The 24,053-nt window shown below is 34.2% G+C and carries 23 protein-coding genes and 1 tRNA gene; 12 read left to right on the forward strand and 12 right to left on the reverse strand.

The genetic code is table 11. From position 1 onward, the window contains the following. The first annotated feature begins 69 nt into the window (after nt 1–69). Entirely contained in the window at nt 70–408 is a 339-nt protein-coding gene (locus B5X55_RS06060) for a T9SS type A sorting domain-containing protein (protein ID WP_079511721.1), read from the forward strand. A gap of 7 nt (nt 409–415) precedes the next feature. Here the strand turns inward: B5X55_RS06060 and B5X55_RS06065 are convergent, their stop codons facing one another. The 3 genes from B5X55_RS06065 to B5X55_RS06075 all read right to left on the reverse strand — a co-directional run bounded on the left by B5X55_RS06065 (nt 416) and on the right by B5X55_RS06075 (nt 4,607). After that, nucleotides 416–2,863: a TonB-dependent receptor gene (locus tag B5X55_RS06065; protein WP_079511722.1), complete on the reverse strand. Its 2,448-nt coding sequence runs from the start codon at nt 2,861–2,863 to the stop codon at nt 416–418. Beyond that, nucleotides 2,851–3,975 (reverse strand): DUF4249 domain-containing protein, encoded by a 1,125-nt coding sequence (locus tag B5X55_RS06070; protein WP_079511723.1) that lies wholly within the window; start codon nt 3,973–3,975, stop codon nt 2,851–2,853. The genes B5X55_RS06065 and B5X55_RS06070 overlap by 13 nt, the downstream gene beginning before the upstream one ends. A 122-nt stretch (nt 3,976–4,097) precedes the next feature. Continuing rightward, entirely contained in the window at nt 4,098–4,607 is a 510-nt protein-coding gene (locus B5X55_RS06075) for a lipocalin family protein (protein WP_079511724.1), read from the reverse strand. A gap of 1,092 nt (nt 4,608–5,699) precedes the next feature. Between B5X55_RS06075 and rplM the strand changes: the two genes are divergently transcribed. The 4 genes from rplM to tsf all read left to right on the forward strand — a co-directional run bounded on the left by rplM (nt 5,700) and on the right by tsf (nt 8,815). Further along, on the forward strand, nt 5,700–6,155 hold the full coding sequence (gene rplM, locus B5X55_RS06080) for a 50S ribosomal protein L13 (RefSeq protein ID WP_079511725.1): 456 nt from the start codon (nt 5,700–5,702) through the stop codon (nt 6,153–6,155). Nucleotide 6,156: 1 nt separating this feature from the next. After that, nucleotides 6,157–6,543: a 30S ribosomal protein S9 gene (rpsI, locus tag B5X55_RS06085; RefSeq protein WP_079511726.1), complete on the forward strand. Its 387-nt coding sequence runs from the start codon at nt 6,157–6,159 to the stop codon at nt 6,541–6,543. Nucleotides 6,544–6,780: 237 nt separating this feature from the next. Next, nucleotides 6,781–7,920 (forward strand): 30S ribosomal protein S2, encoded by a 1,140-nt coding sequence (gene rpsB / locus B5X55_RS06090; RefSeq protein ID WP_079511727.1) that lies wholly within the window; start codon nt 6,781–6,783, stop codon nt 7,918–7,920. Nucleotides 7,921–7,990: 70 nt separating this feature from the next. Then, the gene (gene tsf, locus B5X55_RS06095) at nt 7,991–8,815 is read left to right on the forward strand and encodes a translation elongation factor Ts (RefSeq protein ID WP_079511728.1); all 825 of its coding nucleotides are present in this window, start codon (nt 7,991–7,993) and stop codon (nt 8,813–8,815) included. A gap of 119 nt (nt 8,816–8,934) precedes the next feature. Here tsf and B5X55_RS06100 read toward each other — a convergent pair whose 3' ends face one another. After that, nucleotides 8,935–10,806 carry a M61 family metallopeptidase gene (locus B5X55_RS06100; RefSeq protein WP_079511729.1) on the reverse strand — a complete coding sequence of 624 codons (1,872 nt, stop codon included), beginning with the start codon at nt 10,804–10,806 and terminating at the stop codon, nt 8,935–8,937. 152 nt (nt 10,807–10,958) lie between these two features. On the opposite strand from B5X55_RS06100, the gene pyrH reads away from it, so the two are divergent. The 6 genes from pyrH to B5X55_RS06130 all read left to right on the forward strand — a co-directional run bounded on the left by pyrH (nt 10,959) and on the right by B5X55_RS06130 (nt 18,416). Then, nucleotides 10,959–11,666 carry a UMP kinase gene (gene pyrH / locus B5X55_RS06105; protein WP_079511730.1) on the forward strand — a complete coding sequence of 236 codons (708 nt, stop codon included), beginning with the start codon at nt 10,959–10,961 and terminating at the stop codon, nt 11,664–11,666. 43 nt (nt 11,667–11,709) lie between these two features. After that, nucleotides 11,710–12,264 (forward strand): ribosome recycling factor, encoded by a 555-nt coding sequence (gene frr / locus B5X55_RS06110; RefSeq protein ID WP_079511731.1) that lies wholly within the window; start codon nt 11,710–11,712, stop codon nt 12,262–12,264. A gap of 131 nt (nt 12,265–12,395) precedes the next feature. Further along, entirely contained in the window at nt 12,396–14,783 is a 2,388-nt protein-coding gene (locus tag B5X55_RS06115) for an efflux RND transporter permease subunit (RefSeq protein WP_079511732.1), read from the forward strand. Nucleotides 14,784–14,881: 98 nt separating this feature from the next. Continuing rightward, on the forward strand, nt 14,882–16,315 hold the full coding sequence (gene asnS / locus B5X55_RS06120) for an asparagine--tRNA ligase (RefSeq protein ID WP_079511733.1): 1,434 nt from the start codon (nt 14,882–14,884) through the stop codon (nt 16,313–16,315). 38 nt (nt 16,316–16,353) lie between these two features. Continuing rightward, entirely contained in the window at nt 16,354–17,811 is a 1,458-nt protein-coding gene (gene rpoN / locus B5X55_RS06125; RefSeq protein ID WP_079511734.1) for an RNA polymerase factor sigma-54, read from the forward strand. Beyond that, nucleotides 17,811–18,416: a hypothetical protein gene (locus tag B5X55_RS06130; protein ID WP_079511735.1), complete on the forward strand. Its 606-nt coding sequence runs from the start codon at nt 17,811–17,813 to the stop codon at nt 18,414–18,416. The genes rpoN and B5X55_RS06130 overlap by 1 nt, the downstream gene beginning before the upstream one ends. On the opposite strand, the gene B5X55_RS06135 is transcribed toward B5X55_RS06130, so the two are convergent. The 8 genes from B5X55_RS06135 to B5X55_RS06170 all read right to left on the reverse strand — a co-directional run bounded on the left by B5X55_RS06135 (nt 18,411) and on the right by B5X55_RS06170 (nt 23,561). Further along, on the reverse strand, nt 18,411–19,079 hold the full coding sequence (locus B5X55_RS06135) for a porin family protein (protein ID WP_079511736.1): 669 nt from the start codon (nt 19,077–19,079) through the stop codon (nt 18,411–18,413). The genes B5X55_RS06130 and B5X55_RS06135 overlap by 6 nt on opposite strands. Before the next feature lie 75 nt (nt 19,080–19,154). Next, nucleotides 19,155–19,637 (reverse strand): ExbD/TolR family protein, encoded by a 483-nt coding sequence (locus B5X55_RS06140; protein ID WP_079511737.1) that lies wholly within the window; start codon nt 19,635–19,637, stop codon nt 19,155–19,157. Between the two features lie 21 nt (nt 19,638–19,658). Then, complete coding sequence (locus tag B5X55_RS06145) at nt 19,659–20,282, reverse strand: ExbD/TolR family protein (protein WP_079511738.1); 624 nt, start codon at nt 20,280–20,282, stop codon at nt 19,659–19,661. Between the two features lie 14 nt (nt 20,283–20,296). Beyond that, a complete protein-coding gene (locus tag B5X55_RS06150) occupies nt 20,297–20,728 on the reverse strand; it encodes a hypothetical protein (protein WP_079511739.1) in 432 nt (143 codons plus the stop codon). 26 nt (nt 20,729–20,754) lie between these two features. After that, complete coding sequence (locus B5X55_RS06155; RefSeq protein ID WP_079511740.1) at nt 20,755–21,504, reverse strand: MotA/TolQ/ExbB proton channel family protein; 750 nt, start codon at nt 21,502–21,504, stop codon at nt 20,755–20,757. Nucleotides 21,505–21,581: 77 nt separating this feature from the next. After that, nucleotides 21,582–21,669 (reverse strand) — tRNA-Ser (locus tag B5X55_RS06160). A gap of 71 nt (nt 21,670–21,740) precedes the next feature. Further along, complete coding sequence (locus tag B5X55_RS06165; RefSeq protein ID WP_079511741.1) at nt 21,741–22,772, reverse strand: asparaginase; 1,032 nt, start codon at nt 22,770–22,772, stop codon at nt 21,741–21,743. A gap of 21 nt (nt 22,773–22,793) precedes the next feature. Further along, complete coding sequence (locus B5X55_RS06170) at nt 22,794–23,561, reverse strand: TatD family hydrolase (RefSeq protein WP_079511742.1); 768 nt, start codon at nt 23,559–23,561, stop codon at nt 22,794–22,796. Between the two features lie 37 nt (nt 23,562–23,598). Between B5X55_RS06170 and B5X55_RS06175 the strand changes: the two genes are divergently transcribed. Beyond that, nucleotides 23,599–24,048, forward strand: coding sequence for a retropepsin-like aspartic protease (locus tag B5X55_RS06175; RefSeq protein ID WP_079511743.1), 450 nt, complete (start codon nt 23,599–23,601; stop codon nt 24,046–24,048). Nucleotides 24,049–24,053: the final 5 nt, after the last annotated feature.

Below are 24,053 nucleotides of genomic sequence, written 5' to 3' on the forward strand. Positions count from 1 at the left end.
GTTAAACCTTCTTAAAATTACAAGAAACACATTTAAAAAAACGTTTGGTACTTACTATAGTAAAGTACCATGAAAAACGTATTATTATATTTCATTTTCATAACCACTATTCATGTAGGTTTTTCTCAATCAAACAAACATGAAATAAGTGTTGACATTAAAAACACTATAAAAATTAAAGTATTTCCCAACCCTGCAACCAATGTTATAAATGTTTTAGGTCTTAATAATTCACCCAACGCATCGATTATTATTACAGATATATATGGCACGCAGGTTATTTCTCATCAGTGGGTCATCAACCATAACGCACTTAATATTCCTATAAATAAGTTAGAGAAAGGGATATATTTAATAACCATTCAAACGGAACATCAAAATATACATCGTAAGTTTTTTAAGGAATAAAAATCTGCTATTGAAAAACAAAATTATAAGTCAAAGCAAATAGTGGGCTATTTAAAATAGAAAGTTCATAAGAACCTAAAGGGCTGCCTAAAAAAACATCGGCATCAACACCAGGTTGACGTTGAGAATAATATATATTAAAAGGATTTCGACGACTATAAACATTATAGATTGTAAATGTCCAATCACCAATCCATCTTTTATTCACTTTCTCACCATACTTAATATTCCAAGAGAAATCTAATCTATGGTATGGCCGAAGTCTTGCGTTGTTACGTTCAATAAAAATTGGAACATCAATATTTTCTAATTTGAAAACACTATTTGCAACAGTATAAGGTCTTCCTGTTTGGCCTGTGAAATTAAAACTCCATGTATTATATTTATCTCCTTCAAAATTTATAGTTGAATTTACTACGTGTGGTCTATCAAAATCTGAGGCATACCAATTATTATTATTTATTCGATCCCCAAGATTTTCATTATCGGATTTCAACAAACTTCTAGACCATGTATAGTTTAACCATCCGTTAACCTTACCGCTAGATTTCTTTATACTAAACTCAACTCCATATGCCCTACCTTCACCCTGAATAACATCTCGTTCCAAAAATTCTTCAAGAAAGAAATCTGCACCAGGCTTAAAGGTCAAGTTATTTTTAGAATCACGATAATACCCTTCTAAACCCAATTCAACTTCATTATTACCTAAATTCTTATAGATTCCCAATCCATAAGTATCACTTATTTGAGGTTTTATATTTGAATCAGAAGTTTTCCACCTAGAGGTAGGTAAAGGCGTTGTTGAATTATAAACATTTTGAAGATATTGGTTTAGTCTCGCATAACTTGCCTTTATCGATGTAGTCTCGTTTAGTTTTATATTCGCTCCTAATCTTGGTTCTAATCCATTATAAGTCTTCACTCCTGCACCTTTTTCAAAGTCAGTAACACCCAACAGCAAACCCGTAGTTTGGTCTAATTGCGCTTGCCTATAAGGACCCACAAGGACATAATGACTAAATCTTAAACCAGCTGAAATAGCAACATTAGTTACTGGCTTAAAATTAACATTACCATAACCCGAAAATTCATAGCTGTTTTCTTCAGCCAAAGATACCGCTACCACACTATTACCATTACCTGGGCGCAATTCACCTGGCCTAATCTGATACTTATTAGCCTGAACACCTACATAGTAATCTAGATTAGACTTTATTTCCTTAGAAAATTCTGAAGAAAAACTCTGATAGTTAATTTTCGATTCAAATACAATTTCATTTGGATTGTCAACTTCAGGAAATATAGTTTTGGGCGAATAATCACTCATTACCAAGAATGTTCTTAGATTGCTTTTATCATTAAAAGAATGTCTCCAATTCAGCGTACCATTAAGAGTTTTAAAATCATACTGGTTATTTTTCGCATTGATATTCTGTATTTGGGTAATCAAATCCAATTGATAAAAATCTTTACTATAAAATCCAGTAAAGGTTATTTGATCATCTTCTGTTGGCAGATATAATAATTTTAAAGTACTATCATAAAATTTAGCCTTGGTATCCTTTAATCTTTCTGAAACCAAAGGCAATAAAAAATCTGTGAGACCGGCTCGCCCGCCAAGGGTCATCATTAGCTTATCTTTAATTATAGGTGTTTCAATATTCAAACGACTTGAAACAATACCTATACCTCCACTCAATTTAAATTTGTCTACATATGGGTTTTTCACTTTTAAATCTAACACTGAAGTTATTCTACCTCCATATCGTGCAGGAATATTAGCTCTATACAAGTCAACACTTGAAATAACATCTGGTGTAAATACTGAAAAAAGACCAAATAGATGGGTTGGATTAAAGACCGGCGCATTATCTAACAACAATAAATTTTGATCTAGGGCACCACCCCTTACTGATAAACCATTACTAATTTCACCTGCATTATTAACCCCTGCTAATAGGGTCATGCTTCTAAGTACATCTGCTTCGCCAAGACCTGATGGTATTTTTTTCAACTCTTGTGTTTTTAATTGCAACGCGCCCATTTGGGGTAATTCCAAATTATCGTTAATGCGCTTAGCTCTCACTACAACTTCAGAAAGCTGCTCTTGTTCTTCAACAAGGTTAATTGTAATTTTCTTCCTCGAAATTAAGTTGACATTAGCCGTCTCACTTTTAAAACCAATATAATTAATATGTACAGAATAGGAATTTTGAGGAAGATTAATAGAGAAAATACCATTATTATTTGTGATACCACCACATGAACATTGATCTATAATAATTTCCGCACTTTCCAATGGCTGCTGGGTCAACTCATCTATCACCTCGACAACCAAAAGAAATTCTTGAGCTTCTATTGTACTTGAGCATAAAACCGTAAATACTAAACCCAAAATAAGGTTTTTGGCTTTTCTAGTAAAAGGATATTTATCTTGATTTAATTCATCCATGCTTCTGGCTGTATCGCTGTTTTAAATCTTCCTTCATTACAAGGAGCTTCTATGGTTGCTGGGGGTGGGTAAGGAGACATAAATGTTGGCTCAATGCTCAATGGCTTTTGAGGGTCCAATGAATTTTCTGGAATATCACCTCTTTTAATAAAAATATCAACGCTTGAAGTTGCGGCAGCAGTGAACCTACCAAATACGAAATCATTTAGATCGTTTGGGTTATATATATTACCAATTAAAGCTGCTGGTGGCGGTGCATTGAAACCACTGTTGTTATCAACCAAGTCCTTTAAGACTTTATAATAATCAAATGCATCTGGAGTCAACGATAACTGCTGAATTTCAACCACGATATTTTCCTTTGTATATAATGGTACATTTGCGACAATTAAATCAGTAGTAGTTTTTCCGTTTGAAAATTTATCATCAAATAAAGATATACTTTCAGGGTATCTAATTTTCCAGCAATCTGTGTCACAAGTGTAACTGAAATAATCTGGTGTAGATATACTAGTGGGGCCGCATATTCCATCACGGTAAATACCATCAAAACATACTTGGCAAACAAGTAAATTTTCATATGACTTGAATGTCCAATAATAATAATTCTCTTGATCAACCGGGTCATTAAAAGTTATTGAAATAGCATGACCAGGTTCAAAAGAGCCTGTTCCGTCATTATATTGCAATTCAGGATTATAGGTAGCCTTTATATTTGAAATAGGAACAGGTTCCAATACGGTTTCAGGTTGGGAACGGTATTGCCTGCCGTCTTCTAAGGCGACATCTATTTCCCACTGCTCACCCACATTAGCTTTAAATTCAATAGAAGGCACATATGCTCCTTCTAATTCAACTAATTCAATTACTTGGCCCGTCAAAGAATTTACAAATGAAACAGATGCTCCATTTTCAAATTTTGTTTTGTTTATTCCAAATTCATTTACCGATTTATTAATTATCACATAAGAGCCACCTTTTACAGTAGTAGCTATACCTTCTATAAAAACCAACCCTTCTTTAAACTCAAACTCAGGTTCAACCGGATCAATACAACTTGTAAGAAAAAATGGCGATACTAAAAAAAGGAACTTGACAATTAATTTATTCATTGAAATATTGAAAAAAGCACTATTGTGTTTTTAAAGATAGTATTAAATATCACATAGAGTTCTTTTGTAAAAAAACCCTCACATATAATTGCGAGGGCTTAAATCTAGAATAAAATTTTATTTTACCTTTTTACGAAAAGCATTTGTCCGTCATCCGAAAAGTTCGGGATTTCCAAATCAGCAGCATCAACTGTCATAACATCTCCATCTATAGAAACATTAATGTTTAAAACTTCGCCGTTACTTTTAGTAGTCGTCACTGTAGTACCATCAAAAGTATAGGTACTTGATTCGAGGTCAGCCTCAGTTGGACAAGGAATATCTAAACCCGTACCAGTCGCATTTACTTCTACGTAGTTTGCTGAATTAGAAGCGCTAGCGGTCAAATCTTCATTAAATGTCAAGGTAACTACATAACAATCTTTATCCGTTAAAAGATCCAGAATCCCTTTTGCAAATTTTGTGTTATCCGACGCTGTTGCATTATCAATTACAAGCTCTGTAGCATCCCAGGTTCCTAAAATAGCGGTACTAGCAACTTGCACTTCTGCTTCGCCATCATTTTTGTCTGAACTACAAGAAATCAGCACTAGAGCAATACCTAAAAAGAATAAAATATGTTTATACGTCATCGTTAAATTTGTTTATCAACTATTTTAAAAACGAAATTATTCACATATTATTTCAAAACCAAATTTCTCTTATAGCACAAAACGAATAGGTAGCTTTTATTAGGAACGTATTCTCTTTCTTTTGTCCAAGTATTTGGGCATCTAAATTATTACCTAAAGTTTCATAAGGATTTACTGACCCTACAACACCCTGTGACAATACCAAAAAGACTTCTGTACCAGGAATATACTCTGACCTTAATACAAGATTCGACCTAAACTGAACTAATGAAAAATTTGGGTTTTAATTTCATAATCAACTATTCCATCTATATCTTCATCTATTAAAGTGTGGAGTTCCAATATCTGAACTACTAATTTAATCATGAGAGAATATTGTTACTCGTTCAATTAAGGTTTTCCGCTATCGGATTATTTACAAAATTAAAATCGATGTACGTGCTTGTAGAAATAAAAGGTTGTCCGTAATATTGAATTGATAAATTCGCATTTTAACTATAATTAAATCGGATGGAAGTGCTGAACGTACCTTGATTAATATTACTAAGCACACTATCTAAACATCTAATACCAACATATAAATATTTATCGTCATACGTAATTTTAAACTTGGTAGCCTGGCTGGGCAACATACAATCATTAGGTTCAAAAACTGTAAAATCACCATCCCAAAGACCATTATCCCATTTGCTATCTGAAAGAATTCCATCTAATGCTTATTGACTCTCCCACAGGAATTGTCGCTGTATTGTTTTCCTTAATAATCTTTAAGGTGTCTTTTTGAGCATAGGTATGAGTAATGCACAAAATAAATTAAGATAGGTTGAGGTAAAGGTTTTTAAACATAATAATGCGTTCTTTGATAGATTTCTAATGATACTAGAGTGACGCAAAAAAATATTTGATGTTACGTATTTAGCATTAAAACAGATGAGTTTAACCGTATAGTATTTGTATTAAAGACTTCAGAAATTGCATTTATAATAAAAATGTAAAAAATAAAGAAACAAGTATTTGCAATTCAAGTTAATAATCGTAGATTTGCAGCCCCTTTGACGGGATTGATTAAAATAATAGTTAAAAATAGCAGTAGTGGATACATTAAGTTATAAGACCGTTTCGGCCAACAGAACAACTGTAAACAAAGAGTGGTTATTGGTAGATGCCGAAGGAGAAACATTAGGACGCATGGCTTCAAAAGTCGCCTATTTGTTAAGAGGAAAGCATAAGCCAAGTTTCACCCCTCATGTTGATTGTGGTGACAATGTTGTTATTATCAATGCGGAGAAATTTGTTCTTTCAGGAAATAAATGGTCTGATAAGACTTATTTAAGATACACAGGCTACCCAGGTGGCCAACGTTCTACTAGCGTAAAACAATTATTGGATAAGAACCCAGAAGGTATTCTTGAAAAAGCAATAAAAGGGATGTTACCTAAAAATAGATTAGGCGCAGAACTTTTCAGAAACCTTAAAGTTTACGCAGGTACTGAGCATGGTCAGGAAGCACAGAAACCAACCGTTGTTAATTTAAAAGACATTAAATAAGATGGAAGTAATTCATAAAATTGGTCGTAGAAAGACCGCTGTAGCTAGAGTATATCTTTCTGATGGAAATGGAGACATCACTATCAACAACAAAGATTTAAGTGTATACTTCCCAACTGCAACACTTCAATATAAAGTAAAACAACCTTTTACATTAACTGAGAGTTTAGATACTTATAACGTAAAAGTAAATGTTTACGGTGGTGGTATTACAGGTCAAGCAGAAGCTATTCGCCTTGCTCTTTCAAGAGCAATGTGTGAAATTGATCCAGAGAACAGAACTATCTTGAAGCCAGAAGGCTTATTAACAAGAGACCCAAGAATGGTTGAACGTAAGAAATTCGGACAGAAGAAAGCTCGTAAGAAATTCCAATTCTCGAAACGTTAATTCGAATCACAAAATTACCAGGCACCCTTTTTGGGTGCCTGTTTTATATATTTTATCACACTGGAAAATCCAGATTATTAACAAGTTCATTGAAAGTCCTTTACGGACAATTAAAAATCCTTTAATTACTTATAATTAAGGGTAAATTAGTTTAGCATCTAAATGGTGAAGGCTTTTGCACAATTGCAAATACCACTTTACCATTGCTAATTCATAAGAACGTAAACTAAATTTAAAATGGCGAGAGTCGAAGTAAAACAATTATTAGAAGCAGGTGTGCATTTTGGCCACCTAACAAGAAAGTGGAATCCAAACATGGCTCCTTACATCTACATGGAGCGTAACGGTATTCACGTTATCAATCTTTACAAAACAGTTGCGAAACTAGACGAGACCAATGAGGCTCTTAGTAAGATTGCAGCATCAGGTAGAAAAATACTTTTCGTAGCTACCAAAAAACAAGCCAAGGACATAGTTGCTGAAAAAGCAGCAAAAGTAAACATGCCTTACATCACTGAAAGATGGCCAGGTGGTATGTTGACTAATTTCGTTACTATTCGTAAAGCTGTAAAGAAAATGGCTTCTATCGATCGTATGAAAAAGGATGGTACATTCTTAACTCTTTCTAAAAAAGAAAGACTTCAAGTAGATCGTTTACGTGCAAAATTAGAGAAGAACCTTGGTTCCATTTCTGAAATGACACGTTTACCAGGTGCATTATTCATCGTTGATACAATGAGAGAGCACATTGCAGTTAAAGAAGCTCAAAAATTAAACATTCCTATTTTCGCAATGGTTGATACCAACTGTGACCCTAGAGATGTAGATTATTTAATACCTTCTAATGATGATGCTTCTAAGTCAATTGACATCATTATGACAGAAGTTACCAATGCGGTTGCCGAAGGTCTTGCAGAACGTAAGTCTGAAAAAGGTGATGCTGCTGAAGGTAAATCTGATGATAAAAAAGAAAAAGCTCCTAAGAAAAAAGAAGCCGCTGATACACCGGCACCATCTCCTGAAAAGGTTGATACTAAACCAGCTCCAGTAGTTGCTAAAGCAACAAACGTTGAAGCTGAGGTTGAGGCTACCGAAGAAGCAGTTGCTAAAAAAGCAAAAGTTGAGGCAGATGACTTAACTAAAGTTGAAGGTATCGGACCTAAAGCTGCTGAAGCTTTAGCTGCTGCAGGTATTGCTACTTTTGCTGATCTTTCTAAAGGAGATGCTGAAAAAATCAAAGAAATCTTAACAGAAGCAAGTTCAAGAATGGCTCATTTAGATCCTACCTCTTGGCCAAAGCAGGCTAAAATGGCCGCTGATGGTAAATGGGACGAGCTTAAAGAATGGCAAGACAACACTAAAGGTGGTGTAGAATAAGCAGCTACATTTTTTTATATAAATAAATTAAGAATAACCCCCTAAAAAGGGTACACTAAAAGTAAAAGAAATGGCAAAGATTACAGCCGCAGAAGTTAATAGATTAAGAAAAACGACGGGTGCAGGAATGATGGATTGCAAAAATGCTTTAGTTGAAGCTGAAGGCGATTTTGAAACTGCAATTGAAGTTCTTCGTAAAAAAGGTCAAAAAGTAGCAGCAAAAAGAGCCGATAGAGATTCTTCTGAAGGTGCTGCTATCGCTAAAGTAAATGATGCTCATACAACTGGTGTTATCATTTCACTTAATTGCGAGACTGATTTCGTAGCTAAAAACGAAACTTTTGTAACGTTAGCAACTGAATTAGCAGATTTAGCAATCAATTATGATTCTAAAGATGCATTCTTAGCCGCCGATTACAAAGGTATGACTGTTCAAGAAAAACTTATTGAACAAACAGGGGTTATTGGTGAGAAAATTGAAATCGGAGGTTTTGAAACATTAAGTGCTCCTTTTGTAGGTTCATACATTCATGCAGGAAATAAAATTGCTGTTCTAACAGGACTTTCAGCTGCGGTTGATGGTGCAGAAGAAGTTGCAAAAGATGTTTCTATGCAAGCTGCAGCTATGAACCCAGTTGCACTGAATGAAGATGGTGTTGATCAATCGGTAATCGATAAAGAAATTGAAATTGCAAAAGATCAATTACGTCAAGAAGGTAAGCCAGAAGAAATGCTAGACAATATCGCAAAAGGTAAATTAAAGCGTTTCTTTAAAGACAACACCTTGATTAATCAAGATTTCATTAAAGATAGCAAACAAAGTGTTTCTCAATACGTAAAATCAGTTGATTCTAAATTAGAAGTAACAGGATTTAAGAGAGTTGCATTAGGTTAATTACAGTACAACTAACTCAATAAAAAACCGTCTTACTGTTAAAAGTAGACGGTTTTTTTATTTACTCCAATTAAACCCTCAGATTATTAAATGTTTAAGCGCTAACATCTAGGATGAACCTAATTTTTTAGCCATTCATTTCGTAAAGAGATTTCATATTCAGTTGCATCTTTTTCAGAGGTTATTTTTTTGACGACCTTGATAGGAGAACCAACAGGTCCTTCAACGGTAACAACCTCCCCATTTCTTAGTACAATAACTTCAATAACCTTTTCAGGAGTCCAGCTAAAACTTTCTCCTATAATAGGTCGTAGCGTTTCAATAGTAATCTCTTCACCATTAATTGCCTTTAAAACATCACCACCCTTTAATTCTAAATCATTGAAAAAAGAGTTTAATTTAATTCCCTCTCTTATAAAAACCACACTATCATTCTCTATATCGATATCAATATACGGCACTTGACCATCAAAAAAGTATCCTGTTTGCTGTTCCACATCCAAGATGTTTAAACCAACCTTTTTCAAATAAAGCTCATAATCTATAGGAGTATCGCCAATTACATGATTTTTAAAAAAAACATCTACCTCAGGGAATGTCATTTCTACTATCTCCTTAAACAATATATCATCATCGAAAGGAACATTGACTCCGTATTTCTTAGACAACTCCTTCAATAGCCAAAGCACGCCTTTTTCTCCATTACTTTTCTCACGCAACAATAAATCTAATGACATATTAATTAAAGTACCTTTTTCATAGACGTTAGCATAATTAGCTTCATAAGGTTCCTCTAAAATATTCTTACTCATAATTGTAAAAGACATATTATCATCATAAAATTTAGAATTGTCAATCTTCATTAGCATTTTATCATAAAATTCATCTTCTGAAATTAATCCCTGTTGAACCTGAAACAAGTTCGCGAAGTACTCAGTGGTACCCTCATACATCCATAGATGTTGAGACATTTTAGGGTTATTAAAATTAAAGAATTGTATCTCTTTAGAATGAACCGATAAAGGTGTTACTATATGAAAAAATTCATGAGATACGACATCAACCATAGCCTCCTCCAACCTTTCAATTGGCATGGCCTCAGGCAAAACAACAACAGTAGATGTATGGTGTTCTAAAGCTCCAAATCCACGGGCATCAGGCACATTTACATCTGATAGATACAACAAAATATTATATTCTTTGGTAGTGTCTACATCACCCAAATATTTCTTTTGAGCACCCATCATTGAAACCATCCTTTCCTTTAAATCTGCTGCTTTATAAACTCCATTAGGAGAAAAAAGACTTAGCCTAACGGTTATCCCATTAATTTCAAAAGCCTCAGTGTTAGGCCTAGCGTACATAATTGGGTTATCTATCACATCAAAATATCGTTTAGCCATGAAACCATCCCAAAGTGCATCAGGTTTTCTGTTCGGTTCTAGAGATAAGGACGTAGTAGCAATTAGTGCTTCAGGTTTATGTACTAAGATATTATAAGGTCTTTCTTTAAAACCATCAAAATAACCAACAAATCCATGTAGATTAAGCATAAAATTGCTGCCTTTAGAAATATTGGTGCCAGCTGGTGAGAATACAGCATCAGCAACTTCGTTTTCAGTGTCATACGTATCATTCACCAAATACTCAATCTTATCCAGTTGAACTCCATTCGAAATACTCCACGAATTATCATCAAGATTAACAACCTCAAGTTCATTCCCTTTATAATCTAGTGCCTTAAAATCTTGAATATACTTACCGTAATTATCAGAACTATAAGTACCAGGTACGGTTTTAGGTATTCTAAACAATACCGTTTCAGTTGTAAAAGCCATAGGATTAATTTCAACCCTAACAAGATCATCAACAACATTGACCAAATCTATCGTAGTTAAAATCGGGCTATTATCATCCGACAACAATGATTTGCCTGTTCCGCATGCATTAAACAGCACAGCTAGAGCAAAGACAATTATTATTTTTCTCATAATTAATAACTTATTTACCTGTTAATTTAAGGATTCCAAAGATATATAATCTACGATATACCATTCAGAAAGAATTATGTTTTGCTTCCAAGAAATATTGACCACCCCCATCGAATATTTTCATTATTTTTGATGGCAAATAAAAAATTAAGATGCACTACAAAAGAATTCTTCTAAAATTAAGTGGCGAAGCCCTAATGGGTGAAAAGCAATATGGCATTGATTCTAACAGACTTAATGAATATGCAGAAGAGATTAAAGAAGTAGTAGAAAAAGGCATTGAAATAGCTATTGTAATTGGTGGGGGTAATATTTTTCGAGGATTAGCAGGTGCTGCAACAGGAATGGATAGAGTACAAGCTGATCACATGGGAATGCTAGCCACCGTTATTAACGGCCTAGCTTTACAGAGCGCTTTAGAAATGAACGGTGTACAAACAAGATTGCAATCAGCGATTAAAATCAATGAAGTTGCTGAACCTTTTATACGTAGAAGAGCAATGAGACATCTTGAAAAAGGTAGAGTTGTAATATTTGGTGGTGGAACTGGAAACCCTTATTTTACTACAGATTCTGCTGCTGTTTTAAGAGCTATTGAAATAGAAGCTGATGTAATTTTAAAAGGCACTCGCGTTGATGGTATATATACAGCTGATCCTGAAAAGGATAAAAATGCCACTAAATTTGATTCAATAACTTTTCATGATGTTCTTAAGAAAGGATTGAAAGTTATGGATACGACCGCTTTTACATTAAGTCAAGAAAATGAACTACCAATCGTAGTTTTTGATATGAACAAAAAAGGAAACTTACTTAAAATTGTTGACGGCCAAACCATTGGCACTACCGTCAACGTGTAATTTTGGTACAGTTTATGTTTTGAGAAAGTAATATTATTGTTTTATGAACGAAGAAGTACAATTTGTTTTAGACTCAACAAAAGAAGGAATGGATGCTGCAATGGCCCATTTAGAGCGTGAATTTTTAAAAATTAGAGCAGGAAAAGCTAGCCCTGCCATGTTATCATCTATACTAGTTGATTATTATGGCTCGCAAACACCTTTATCACAAGTAGCCAATGTTAACACTCCCGATGGTCGTACTATTTCTGTACAACCATGGGAAAAAGGAATGCTTCAAGAGATTGAAAAAGCAATCATGAATGCCAACCTGGGCTTCAACCCTATGAACAATGGTGATTTAATTATTATAAATGTTCCGCCACTTACAGAGGAAAGAAGAATACAACTTACAAAACAAGCTAAAGCAGAGGCAGAACACGCTAAAGTAGGCGTACGTAGCGCTAGGCAAGATGCAAATAAAGAAATTAAAGATCTTGATATCTCAGAAGACCTTCAGAAGAATGCCACTGCAGATGTTCAAGATATAACTGATGTTTACACAAAAAAGATTGATGACTTTCTTGCGAAGAAAGAAGCAGAAATCATGAAAGTATAGTTTTAACCCATTCGTTAAAAAGACCAAGCTACCTTAAATCGGTAGCTTTTTTTATTTACAGTTAATTTTAAACTTTTCTATTTAGGAACAAATGCACCTATTGGTTACCTTTGACACCTGCAAAAACAGTTATGGTAGCTAAACTTACTAAAGGATTTTGGCCTAAAACGGCAAACATTATTCTGCGAAACAGAATCCTAATCATTTTTCTCATTGTTGGATTTACAATTTTCATGGCCATGCAGTGGCAATATATGCGATTTTCAAGTTCGCAAACCAACCTATTGCCCGATGACCATCCAGTAAACCAAGAATATCAAGATTTTCTTAGCAAGTTCGGGGAAGAAGGCAATGCCGTTGTTTTTGCTATTCGCGATAGTGCTCTTTTTAATCCAGTCAATTTCAATAGATGGAACAAACTTAGTAAGCAATTAGCTGCATTTCCTGAAGTAGATTTTGTACTCTCAACTGACAATTTACAAGAACTGATTAAGGATAATGAGAAGCAAGAATTTAAAATGCGCCCGTTAATTACGGGAGAACTAAATTCTCAAAAAGAAATTGACAGCGTTACCAACCATTTATTCAACAATCTTCCTTTTTATGAAAATCTTCTATATAATAAGGAAAGTAAAACAATACGAACCATTGTAAATCTAGATAAGGATATTGTAAACACTTCAGTCAGAAAAGACTTTATTCTACAAGATTTAAATACGTTAGTCACAAATTTTGAAAAAGAAACAAATTTAGATGTTCACATTTCTGGCATGCCGTATGTTAGAACCATGAATTCCCAGAATATTATCGATGAAATCGGTAAATTTATTCTAGCCGCTCTTGGTGTTACTTCATTAATCTTTTTCTTTTTCTTTAGAAGTATTCGAGCTACAGTAATATCTATGTGTGTAGTAATTATTGGCGTAATGTGGGCCTTTGGCCTTCTTGGCTTGCTGCAATATGAAATTACGGTACTTACCGCCCTTATTCCACCATTAATTATAGTTATTGGTATTCCGAACTGTATTTTTTTAATAAATAAGTACCAACAAGAGGTTAAAAAGCATGGTAATCAAGCTTTATCATTACAGCGAGTTATTTCCAAAATCGGAAATGCCACTTTAATGACAAATATTACAACAGCCTCTGGGTTTGCTACTTTTATAATTACTGACAGTAAGCTTTTAAAAGAATTTGGCATCGTTGCTTCTATCAACATCATAGGCATATTTGTTCTTTCTTTACTAATCATTCCCATAGCATATAGTTTTATGCCTTTACCTAAAACCAAACATTTAAAACACTTAAACAAAAAGTGGATTGACGCTTTTGTTAGTTGGATGGAACGCATTGTAAGGCATAGAAGAATATCTGTTTATATTGTTTCCATTGCCTTATTGGTCATAAGTATTATAGGTATTTATCAAATTAAAATATCTGGAAGTCCGATTGAGGATATGCCTAAAAATGCCGAGTTTTTTCATGACATAAGATTTTTCGAAAAAGAATTTAAAGGGATTATGCCAGTTGAAATAGTGGTGGACACAAAAACACCTAAAGGGGTTTTAAAACCAGCTACCCTAAAACGAATGAATCAACTAGGGGAAGTTATTGAAGATATACCAGAACTTTCTTCACCAGTTTCAGTGGTTAATTTAGTGAAGTATTCTAAACAGGCTTTTTATAATGGCCTACCAAAATATTATCAATTACCGACAAGTCAAGAGAATACTTTCATTATGGATGTTGCAAGAAAATCTTCTAACAACAGCGACCTATTGAAAACGTTTGTAGACAGTACTGGACAAACTGCAAGGATAACGACTTTCATGCGAGATGTAAATACTACCCGTATGGAACAGATTGAAGAGCGCCTGACGGAGCATATCTCCAAAATATTCCCAGCCGAACGCTACAATGTCTATATGACCGGTAGCGCACTCTTATTCTTAAAAGGAACAAAGTACTTGGTTAAAAATCTAATAATGTCCCTCGCATTGGCTATTGGCTTAATTGCTCTTTTCATGGCCTACCTTTTTAGGTCTTTTAGAATGATTATCATTTCCCTGATTCCAAATTTATTACCCTTGGTAATTACCGCAGGTATTATGGGCTTTGTTGGAGTACCTATAAAACCATCTACAATTTTAGTATTCAGTATTGCATTCGGAATTTCAGTGGATGATACTATACATTTCTTAGCGAAGTATAGGCAAGAATTAACAGCGAACAATTGGCGAATTGAAAAATCGGTATACAATGCCTTACGTGAAACTGGCGTAAGTATGTTCTATACATCAATAGTTTTGTTTTTCGGATTTTCGGTCTTTGTTATTTCTAACTTCGGAGGTACGGTTGCTCTAGGCTCATTGGTTTCCGCAACACTGCTTCTTGCAATGCTTGCGAACCTTATTCTTTTACCTTCATTATTGTTATCATTAGAAAAAAGTATAGCCAACAAGCAAACACTTAAAAAACCACAGATAGACATACTGCCACAAGATGAAAATAACAATTAATTGAAATTCATTTAGGTCATTGTTTTATATCATAACATAAGTCAATTATTTTTTAACAAAATCCTATCTTTGACGTTTTAATTTTCAATTCAACAAGCATGCGTTCAGCTACTATAAAAGAACTTTTATTAAGTAAAAATTTACTTCAAGAAATCACTATCAAAGGTTGGGTAAGAACCTTTAGAAGCAATAGGTTCATTGCTTTAAATGATGGCTCAACATTAAACACAATTCAATGTGTGGTAGATTTCGAAAATTTTGACGAAGAATTACTGAAAAAAGTAAATACAGGAGCAGCTTTAAAAATTACCGGAACGCTTGTAGAAAGCCAGGGTAAAGGACAATCGGTTGAAATTCAAGTTTCAGCATTAGAAGTATTAGGTATCGCTGACCCAGAGGAATATCCTATTCAACCTAAAAAACACTCTTTAGAATTTTTAAGAGAAAAAGCGCATTTAAGAATTCGTACCAATACGTTTGCAGCAATAATGCGAGTTAGGTCTACCCTATCATTCGCTATTCACAATTATTTTAGAGAAAACGGTTTTAATTATTTTCACGCTCCCATAATTACAGGTTCAGATGCCGAAGGTGCAGGTGAAATGTTTAGAGTAACAACATTAGACGAAAAAAATCCGCCTTTAACAGAAGACGGATCCGTAGATTATAAAGAAGATTTCTTCGGAAAAGAAACCAACTTAACCGTTTCAGGGCAATTGGAAGCTGAAGCTTACGCTATGGCTTTAGGCAAGGTATATACTTTCGGCCCAACATTTAGAGCTGAAAATTCAAATACATCTAGGCATTTAGCAGAGTTTTGGATGATTGAGCCAGAAATGGCTTTTTTTGATTTAGATGCAAACATGGATTTAGCTGAAGATTTCATAAAGAATGTTATCTCATACACTTTGACACATTGTCAAGAGGATTTAGAATTTTTAGAAAAAAGATTATTAGACGAGGAAAAAAGCAAACCACAAGCACAGCGCAGTGATATGCCTTTAATAGAAAAATTAAAATTTGTTGTTGATAATAATTTCAAGAGAGTAAGTTACACAGAGGCAATCGATATTCTTAAAAACTGCAAGCCGAACAAAAAGAAACAATTTAAATATCCTATTGAAGAATGGGGTACCGACCTACAAAGTGAGCATGAGCGTTATCTTGTTGAGAAACATTTTAATTGTCCGGTGATTTTATTTGATTATCCTGCAAAAATTAAGGCTTTCTATATGCGTTTAAATGAAGACGGTAAAACCGTTAGAGCTATGGATATTTTATTCCCTGGTATTGGCGAAATAGTTGGAGGCTCGCAAAGAGAAGAACGCTTAGACGTTCTAAAAGAGAAAATCAAAGACTTAGGTATCGATGAAAAAGAACTTTGGTGGTATTTAGATTTAAGAAAATTCGGCACTGCGGAGCATAGTGGTTTTGGACTTGGATTTGAACGATTAGTTCTTTTCGCAACAGGCATGGGTAACATTAGAGATGTTATCCCATTTCCTAGAACACCGCAGAATGCAGAATTCTAAGCGGATTTAGTTACTTTTACAAGTACTAGAAAAAAGTAATGCTGAAACAACACCTACAATTTAAACTTTCCCAAAAATTATCTCCTCAGCAAATTCAATTGATGAAGCTGATTCAATTGCCAACGCAGGCCTTTGAACAACGGTTAAAACAAGAATTAGAGGAAAATCCGGCTCTTGAAACGGGAAAGGAAGAATTAGAAACGGCCTCTGATGAGTATGATGATATCTATGAAGATGATTCTGATAATGAAACCATCAACACAGAAGACATCAATATCGATGACTATTTAAGTGATGATGAAATACCTGATTATCGCACCAAAGCAAACAATTATAGTTCCGATGACGAGGAGAAAAGTGTGCCTTATGCAGCCGGCATATCATTTAATCAATATCTAATAAATCAATTAAATACCTTTTATTTAAGTGATGATGAATGGACCATTGCTGAATTTCTAGTTGGTAGCGTAGATGAAAGCGGGTATATCAGAAGACCAATTGCTGATATCATGGATGATTTGGCATTTACTCAAAACGTTTATACCGATGAACAAACCATAACGAAAATTCTAGCTATCGTTCAAGACCTAGATCCGCCAGGTGTAGGTGCTCGTTCTTTAGAAGAATGTTTAATTATTCAATTAGAACGCAAAGAGCTTACCCCAAGTGTAGAATTGGCAACCGCTATTCTGAAAAAATCGTTTGAGCACTTTACCAAAAAGCACTATCAGAAATTAATTCAAAAACACAATATTTCAGAGACAGAATTAAAAGAAGCTATAAGCGAAATTGAAAAATTAAATCCGAAACCAGGTGGTTCTTATTCAGGCAACAATAGAATTGTAGAACATGTTGTACCTGATTTTGCCATTCGAATTGTTGAAGGTGAATTAGAATTAACCCTTAATGGCCGTAATGCACCAGAGTTGCATGTATCAAGAGAATATAGCAACATGCTAAAAGGGTATAAAGAGGCCAAGGACAAGTCTAAATCTCAAAAAGACACAGTAATGTTCATTAAGCAGAAATTAGACGCTGCAAAATGGTTTATCGACGCAATAAGACAACGTCAACAAACATTGTTTATTACAATGAATTCTATTATGCATTATCAAAGTGAATATTTTTTAACTGGCGACGAACGAAACTTGCGCCCTATGATTTTAAAAGATATAGCTGATGAAATTGGAATGGATGTCTCTACTGTATCGAGAGTTGCAAATAGTAAATATGTAGATACCCCTTACGGCACAAAATTGATAAAGGAATATTTCTCTGAATCAATGAAAAATGAACAAGGTGAAGACGTATCAACAAAAGAAATAAAAAAAATTCTAGAAACTGTAATTCAAAACGAAGTAAAAAAGAAGCCTCTAACCGATGATAAGCTTGCAGCTATCTTAAAAGAAAAAGGCTATCCCATTGCCCGAAGAACTGTTGCTAAATATAGGGAACAGCTTAATATACCTGTTGCCCGAATGAGAAAGGAAATTTAATGAAGGTTTTTTCAAATTTAATATCATACCTACTTCATCCACTTTTCATTACTATTGGAGGTACTATTGCTTATTTCCTAATCACTCCAAAATACACACCTCTAGAAATACAAAGCGCAAGCATATTACCCATTTTCATTTTAACCGTCATAATCCCAATTGTGACCTTCTTTATATTGAAAAACGTAGGATTGGTTAATTCAATATTTTTAGAAACGGCAACAGAACGTAAATACCCTCTTTACATCCATGCGTCAATACTACTTTTAATCTTATATAAGGTGATACCTAACAATTATGTCAGTGAGCTATACTTTTACTTCACCGGTCTATTAGGCGCCACCGTAGCCTGTTTGTTATTGTTGTTATTCAACTTTAAAACAAGTTTACATGCTGTTGGGGTAAGCGGGTTACTTATGTATCTTATCAACCTAAGTATACATTTCGAAATCAATTTAATAATCGCAATTAGTATTTTCATTGTACTTACAGGTGCTGTTTTAACTGCGCGACTCTATTTAAAAGCACATACTAGAATAGAACTTATTATTGGTGTTTTTATCGGCCTTATATCTCAGCTGTTAACCGTAAGGTTCTGGCTATAGAATGTAAAATATAAGTCCAATACGAAGTGGGCGATATTGAAGTACTTCTCCATTTACAGTTGCACTACCATTAAAAAGGTCTGTTAGTGCATAATACGCATTTAGATTAAAGGTATTATATCCAAAGCTCAAAGTTAGACCATATTGAAATCTTGATAAATCTGTATTATAAAATCCATCACTGGTGGTATCCGAAACAAATTTAGACCTCGCCCCTACTATATAAGCAGCCTTAATACCAGTATAAATTCTCCAGAATTTATACTCTTCGATTGTTGAATTTCGCCATCTAAATTCTAATGGAAACTCAATAAGGTGGGTTTCTAATTTACTTCTTGTAATATTATCATTTATACTATATGTGATTTCATCATTAGATAAGTTAGCCACAAGATTGGAGTAATAACTGTTTAAGGCCAACCCAGCACCAATACCAATAGACTTTGTTCCTGAACGATTTAAGGGGATATCTTTAATTAGGCCAGCTTGTAGACCATAAGATAAATTCCGTTGATTAGAACCTTCAGGATGGTTCAATAGAAAATTATATGACAAACCTAAATAAAACTGATCTTCAAAATAGCGCTGACTTCTTAAGCTATCATTAGCATCCTGACCAAAGAAAGAAAGAGGTAAAAGAATAAATAGAAGTACAAATCGCATTTAGTAAAGTTAATGAAATAAAAAACGCTTCAAATAAATTTGAAGCGTTTTGAAAATTAGAATTCTACTAACTAACTATTGTAGATTATTAAAAGCATCTCCTTCATAGGTAGTATAATTCACCTTTAAAGCATTTACCTTTCTTAACTCTTGTTTAATATCGGATATCAACCCCATACTAGCGTTCTTATCAACCTTAAGCGAAGTGGTCAATACATTTTGAAGTTCTTGAGGCTTCTTAGCCCTTTCCATCAAAATATAATCACCTACTTCAGATGCACTAGCGAATTTGTCGTTTAATTGAATTTTTGGCTCTGTACCAAAAGTTTTCTCATATTCTCTAGTTGGCTTACCAACATAAATATAGATTACACGATCTTTCTTTTCCAATTTCTTAACTTCACTAGCATTTGGAAGTACGTTTTCTACTTTCAAAGAACTATCCTTCATAACTGTTACCGTCATAAAGAAAAACAAAAGCATAAATACAATGTCAGGAAGTGAAGCAGTGGAAACCGCTGGAATCTCTCCGTCTTTTTTCTTTGCAAATTTTGACATAGTGTTACTTTTAGTTGTTAATTATTCTTTTGAAGTTTCAGCTTCAGATAATTTTTGTGGATATAATCCCTGAATACGAGTTACCTTCTCCTTCAATTCATCTTTAACAGAATCTTCAGTTTCAGGGTTTAAATATTCAGCTTCCATTTCAACATACTCTTTACCGAACAGTCTCTTAGACTCCCTGTTTCGAAGGTCATTATACGCCCCTACCAATTCGTTCTGAACTGTTATATAGGTGCCATACTTTGTTTCACGATCGTTCTTTAAAGAAATAATTGCTTTTGATGGGTTATCTGAAGATTCAGCATTACGCTTTCCTTTACAATAGCTACAATAATCTGGACTACCTTGAGGTGCTCCACCGTTATCTAAAAACGCCATCGCTTTTTCGCGCAATTTATCAATTGGAAGAATTTCATCTTCTACCAACAACTGACCGTTACGGTTAATATTCACCGTAAAGATGTTCTTTTGTTTAATAATTGGTGGTTCCTCTGTAGGTGGTTCCATTGGTGGAAGCATACGATCCAATCCTGCATCTGTTTCAATAGTAGTTGTTACCAAGAAAAAGATAAGTAAAAGGAAAGCTATGTCCGCCATCGAACCAGCACTAACCTCTGGTGCTCCTGCTCTTCTAGCCATAGTTCTTTATTTAATTATTTACTAAACATATTTTTAATTGCTGGCAATACCAAAGAAGCTACAGCGATAATAGTAAGGATAAAGAAAACATTTAATCCCATACCAATTTTCTTAACTGTACTTTCAGTTGTCATGGCCAAGAATTCAGGAGCAACGTCCGTCCCACTCGACATAACATAAGAAATACCAACTACCAATAAAAGACCACCTACAACAAACAAGGTTTTTTTCAATCCTTGTGGGTTAGCGAATAAGTTTTTTAAGGTAAAGACTAAACTAACTATAACTGCAACCGCTAAAAGGAAATAAGTTATAATAAACATAAAGTTCATAGCTCCGCTTTGAGCTGCTTCAGCAGCAGGCATATCCCTTTCAGGAAGCATGAACCATAGAACCGCACCAAGTAATCCTATTACTACCAATGCTATTTTTACAATTTTTTGCATAATATTTTAGGTATAAAAAGTGTTACTTATTTTTTGTGATCTACCAACATATCGATTAAAGAAATCGAAGAATCTTCCATATCATTAACAATACTATCAATTTTAGCAATGATATAATTATAGAAAATTTGAAGTATAATAGCCGTAATAAGACCAAATACTGTCGTCAATAATGCAACTTGAATATCACCTGCAATAAGAGATGCACTTAAGTTACCAACAGCAGCAATCTTTTGGAAGGCCTGAATCATACCAATTACCGTACCCATGAAACCAAGCATCGGTGCAATAGCGATAAACAATGACAACCAAGAAACGTTCTTCTCTAATTGTCCCATTTGAACTCCACCGTAAGCAACAACCGCTTTTTCAGCAGACTCTACACTTTCACCAGCTCTATCTAAACCTTGGTAGTATATAGAAGCAACAGGACCTTTTGTATTTCTACAAACTTCTTTAGCAGCTTCAACACCGCCTGATGCTAATGCGTCCTCAACTTGTTGTTTCAACTTAGCAGTATTTGTACTTGCCATGTTTAAATAGATAATTCTTTCGATAGCAACTGCTAAACCAAGAATCAAACATAAAAGAACGATACCCATAAAGCCGGCACCACCAGTGATAAACATTTCTTTTAACATTTGAGTAAAACCTCTCTCTGCTTCTGGTGTTGCGTCTTGAAGTAGTATAGCTACTGCAGCTACTTTAGCGCTTGCCATATTTGTACCTGCTACAAATGCCCCAGCGATTGCTAGGCTTGGGAATAATTTTTTCATTTTTTCGAACTTAAATTAGTTAGTTAATAGGGTTAAAGATAAAAAAAAAACAATATAAAAAAAGTAAAACTTACTTGCAGAGAGGAAGGGATTCGAACCCTCGATACCCTTTTGGGGTATACACACTTTCCAGGCGTGCGCCTTCGACCACTCGGCCACCTCTCTAAATTACCCTTTTTAAGGGTGGGCAAATAACAAAAAAAATATTAGTTAAAGAAATTAAATCAGTGTTAATTTCACATCATTTCACCACGCAAAGAAGTCTCAAAAACAGTTTTAAATAAGTCTTGTGATACACCAGAACCCAATAGATACATTGCCTTAGTAATTGCAGCTTCGGTCGTAATATCCTTACCATTAATAACTTGCATTTTCTTAAGCCTTGAACTGGTCTCATAATGACCCATCATAACTGCACCTCCAGAACATTGTGTAACGTTAATTATATGAATACCATTTATTATAGCATTATTTAACCGCTCCAAAAACCACTCTTCCATCGGTGCATTTCCTGAACCATATGTTTCCAAAACAAGTGCTTTTAAATTTTTCGTTCCCAGCATGGCATCGATAACATTTTTGTTAATTCCTGGAAAAATTTTTAAAATAGCGACATTATCATCCATATTTCTATGAGATTTTAAGCCTAATTTCTTCTTTTGCGGCAATAAATATTCATTAAAAACTGTCAAATGGACGCCCGATTCAATTAGTTGCGGATAATTTAAAGAGGCAAATGCCTGAAAATGTTCTGCATTTATTTTAGTTGTCCTATTTCCTCTATATAACTTATATTCAAAATAAAGCCCTACTTCTTGAATTACAGCTTTGCCCTTTTTTTTCAAAGCTGCTATTTGAATGGCCGTAATTAAGTTCTCTTTAGCGTCGGTTCGCAAATCACCAATAGGTAATTGGGAGCCAGTTAATATCACTGGCTTTCCTAAATTTTCTAGCAAAAAACTAAGTGCAGAGGCGGTATAACTCATTGTATCACTACCATGCAACACCACAAAACCATCATATTCATCATACTTTTCAGCAACGATATCTGAAATTGCAACCCAATGGGTAGGATTCATGTTCGATGAATCTATAGGACGCTCAAAAGAATAGCTTGATATCGTACAATCTAACTGATTAAGCTCTGGTATATTCTTCAATAACTGCGAAAAATCAAAAGCCTTCAACGCGCCAGAAGTATAATCTTTCATCATTCCGATGGTACCGCCCGTATAAATTAATAAAATACTGCTTTTAGCTGAGCTCAAACTTTCTCTTTTAAATAATTACTAAATTCCGAAAACATCTACCGAATTCTTGGTTGTTACTAACGCTACTTGTTCATTAGAAATCTGATGAATATCAGCTAATTTCTCGAGAACATTAACAATATATGAACTTTCATTTCTTTTACCTCTATATGGAGCAGGAGCCAAATAAGGAGAATCTGTTTCCAATACAATATGCCTTAAAGCGATTTCCTTTAAAAACGTATCGATTTTACCATTCTTAAAAGTTACAACGCCACCGATCCCCAATTTCAAATTATAAGATATAGCCTTTTGTGCTTGTTCATATGTACCAGTAAAACAATGAAAAATTCCTCTTAAATCTTCTCCTTTCTCATCTTCCAAAATTTCAAAAACCTCATCAAATGCATCTCTGCAATGAATAACAATAGGTAGTTTATTTTTTTTCGCGAGCTGAATCTGAGATTTAAAGGCGATTTGCTGTTCTTTTAAATATTTTTTATCCCAATATAAATCTATTCCTATTTCACCAATTGCATAAAACTTATGAGTAGTCAACATTTCTTCTACATGAGAAAGTTCCTCTCGAAAATTTTCTTTCACGTGAGTAGGATGTAAACCCGTCATTAAGTATACATGCTTTGGAAAATCTTTTTCTAAATCAAGCATGCGTTGTGTATATGTAGAATCAATGGCCGGTATAAAAAAACGCCCAACCCCTATATCAATCGCATTTTGAATAATAATACTTCTATCTTCATCGAAAGCTTCGCTGTACAAATGCGTATGTGTGTCGGTTATCATCATGCCACAAAAATAGACTTATCTTTGAAAAAAATGAGCCATGAGTACCCTCAAAAAATTTTTAAAGAAGAAAAATTATGTCTCTATCCCCTTAGTTTTAACAGCAACAGACCACTTTGAAATTAATGCAAAAATAAACTCCATTAAAGGTAGATTTATATTAGATACAGGCGCATCGAATACATGTGTTGGCATGAACCGCATTGAACATTTCAATCTTGTATCTCAAGAATCTAAAATAAAGGCTGCTGGAGCAGGAGCTACGAACATGGAGACCCTTATCTCAAAAAAAAACGTTATAGATTTACACTCTTGGCAATTAAAAAAACTTAAAATTGTTTTATTCGACCTCAAACATGTCAATGAAGCATTAATAGCTCATAATGCCGAACCCGTAGACGGAATAATAGGGGCAGATATTCTAAAAAAATCGAAAGCAATAATTGACTACGACAACCAATATCTTTATTTAAAAAACAAAAAGCGCTGAGAATT

The organism is Maribacter arcticus (assembly GCF_900167935.1).
In the GTDB taxonomy this organism is placed as follows: Bacteria; Bacteroidota; Bacteroidia; order Flavobacteriales; family Flavobacteriaceae; genus Maribacter; species Maribacter arcticus.

Excerpts from the sequence above, each read along its gene's own strand:
- asnS (WP_079511733.1), top strand. The coding sequence starts at position 14,882 with ATGCGTTCAGCTACTATAAAAGAACTTTTATTAAGTAAAAATTTACTT.
- rpsI (WP_079511726.1), top strand. The coding sequence starts at position 6,157 with ATGGAAGTAATTCATAAAATTGGTCGTAGAAAGACCGCTGTAGCTAGA.
- B5X55_RS06060 (WP_079511721.1), top strand. The coding sequence starts at position 70 with ATGAAAAACGTATTATTATATTTCATTTTCATAACCACTATTCATGTA.
- frr (WP_079511731.1), top strand. The coding sequence starts at position 11,710 with ATGAACGAAGAAGTACAATTTGTTTTAGACTCAACAAAAGAAGGAATG.
- B5X55_RS06130 (WP_079511735.1), top strand. The coding sequence starts at position 17,811 with ATGAAGGTTTTTTCAAATTTAATATCATACCTACTTCATCCACTTTTC.
- B5X55_RS06145 (WP_079511738.1), bottom strand. The coding sequence starts at position 20,282 with ATGGCTAGAAGAGCAGGAGCACCAGAGGTTAGTGCTGGTTCGATGGCG.
- B5X55_RS06070 (WP_079511723.1), bottom strand. The coding sequence starts at position 3,975 with ATGAATAAATTAATTGTCAAGTTCCTTTTTTTAGTATCGCCATTTTTT.
- rpoN (WP_079511734.1), top strand. The coding sequence starts at position 16,354 with ATGCTGAAACAACACCTACAATTTAAACTTTCCCAAAAATTATCTCCT.
- B5X55_RS06115 (WP_079511732.1), top strand. The coding sequence starts at position 12,396 with ATGGTAGCTAAACTTACTAAAGGATTTTGGCCTAAAACGGCAAACATT.
- B5X55_RS06175 (WP_079511743.1), top strand. The coding sequence starts at position 23,599 with ATGAGTACCCTCAAAAAATTTTTAAAGAAGAAAAATTATGTCTCTATC.
- B5X55_RS06065 (WP_079511722.1), bottom strand. The coding sequence starts at position 2,863 with ATGGATGAATTAAATCAAGATAAATATCCTTTTACTAGAAAAGCCAAA.
- B5X55_RS06150 (WP_079511739.1), bottom strand. The coding sequence starts at position 20,728 with ATGCAAAAAATTGTAAAAATAGCATTGGTAGTAATAGGATTACTTGGT.
- pyrH (WP_079511730.1), top strand. The coding sequence starts at position 10,959 with ATGCACTACAAAAGAATTCTTCTAAAATTAAGTGGCGAAGCCCTAATG.
- B5X55_RS06075 (WP_079511724.1), bottom strand. The coding sequence starts at position 4,607 with ATGACGTATAAACATATTTTATTCTTTTTAGGTATTGCTCTAGTGCTG.
- B5X55_RS06140 (WP_079511737.1), bottom strand. The coding sequence starts at position 19,637 with ATGTCAAAATTTGCAAAGAAAAAAGACGGAGAGATTCCAGCGGTTTCC.
- rpsB (WP_079511727.1), top strand. The coding sequence starts at position 6,781 with ATGGCGAGAGTCGAAGTAAAACAATTATTAGAAGCAGGTGTGCATTTT.
- B5X55_RS06100 (WP_079511729.1), bottom strand. The coding sequence starts at position 10,806 with ATGAGAAAAATAATAATTGTCTTTGCTCTAGCTGTGCTGTTTAATGCA.
- B5X55_RS06170 (WP_079511742.1), bottom strand. The coding sequence starts at position 23,561 with ATGATGATAACCGACACACATACGCATTTGTACAGCGAAGCTTTCGAT.
- B5X55_RS06135 (WP_079511736.1), bottom strand. The coding sequence starts at position 19,079 with ATGCGATTTGTACTTCTATTTATTCTTTTACCTCTTTCTTTCTTTGGT.
- tsf (WP_079511728.1), top strand. The coding sequence starts at position 7,991 with ATGGCAAAGATTACAGCCGCAGAAGTTAATAGATTAAGAAAAACGACG.
- B5X55_RS06155 (WP_079511740.1), bottom strand. The coding sequence starts at position 21,504 with ATGAAAAAATTATTCCCAAGCCTAGCAATCGCTGGGGCATTTGTAGCA.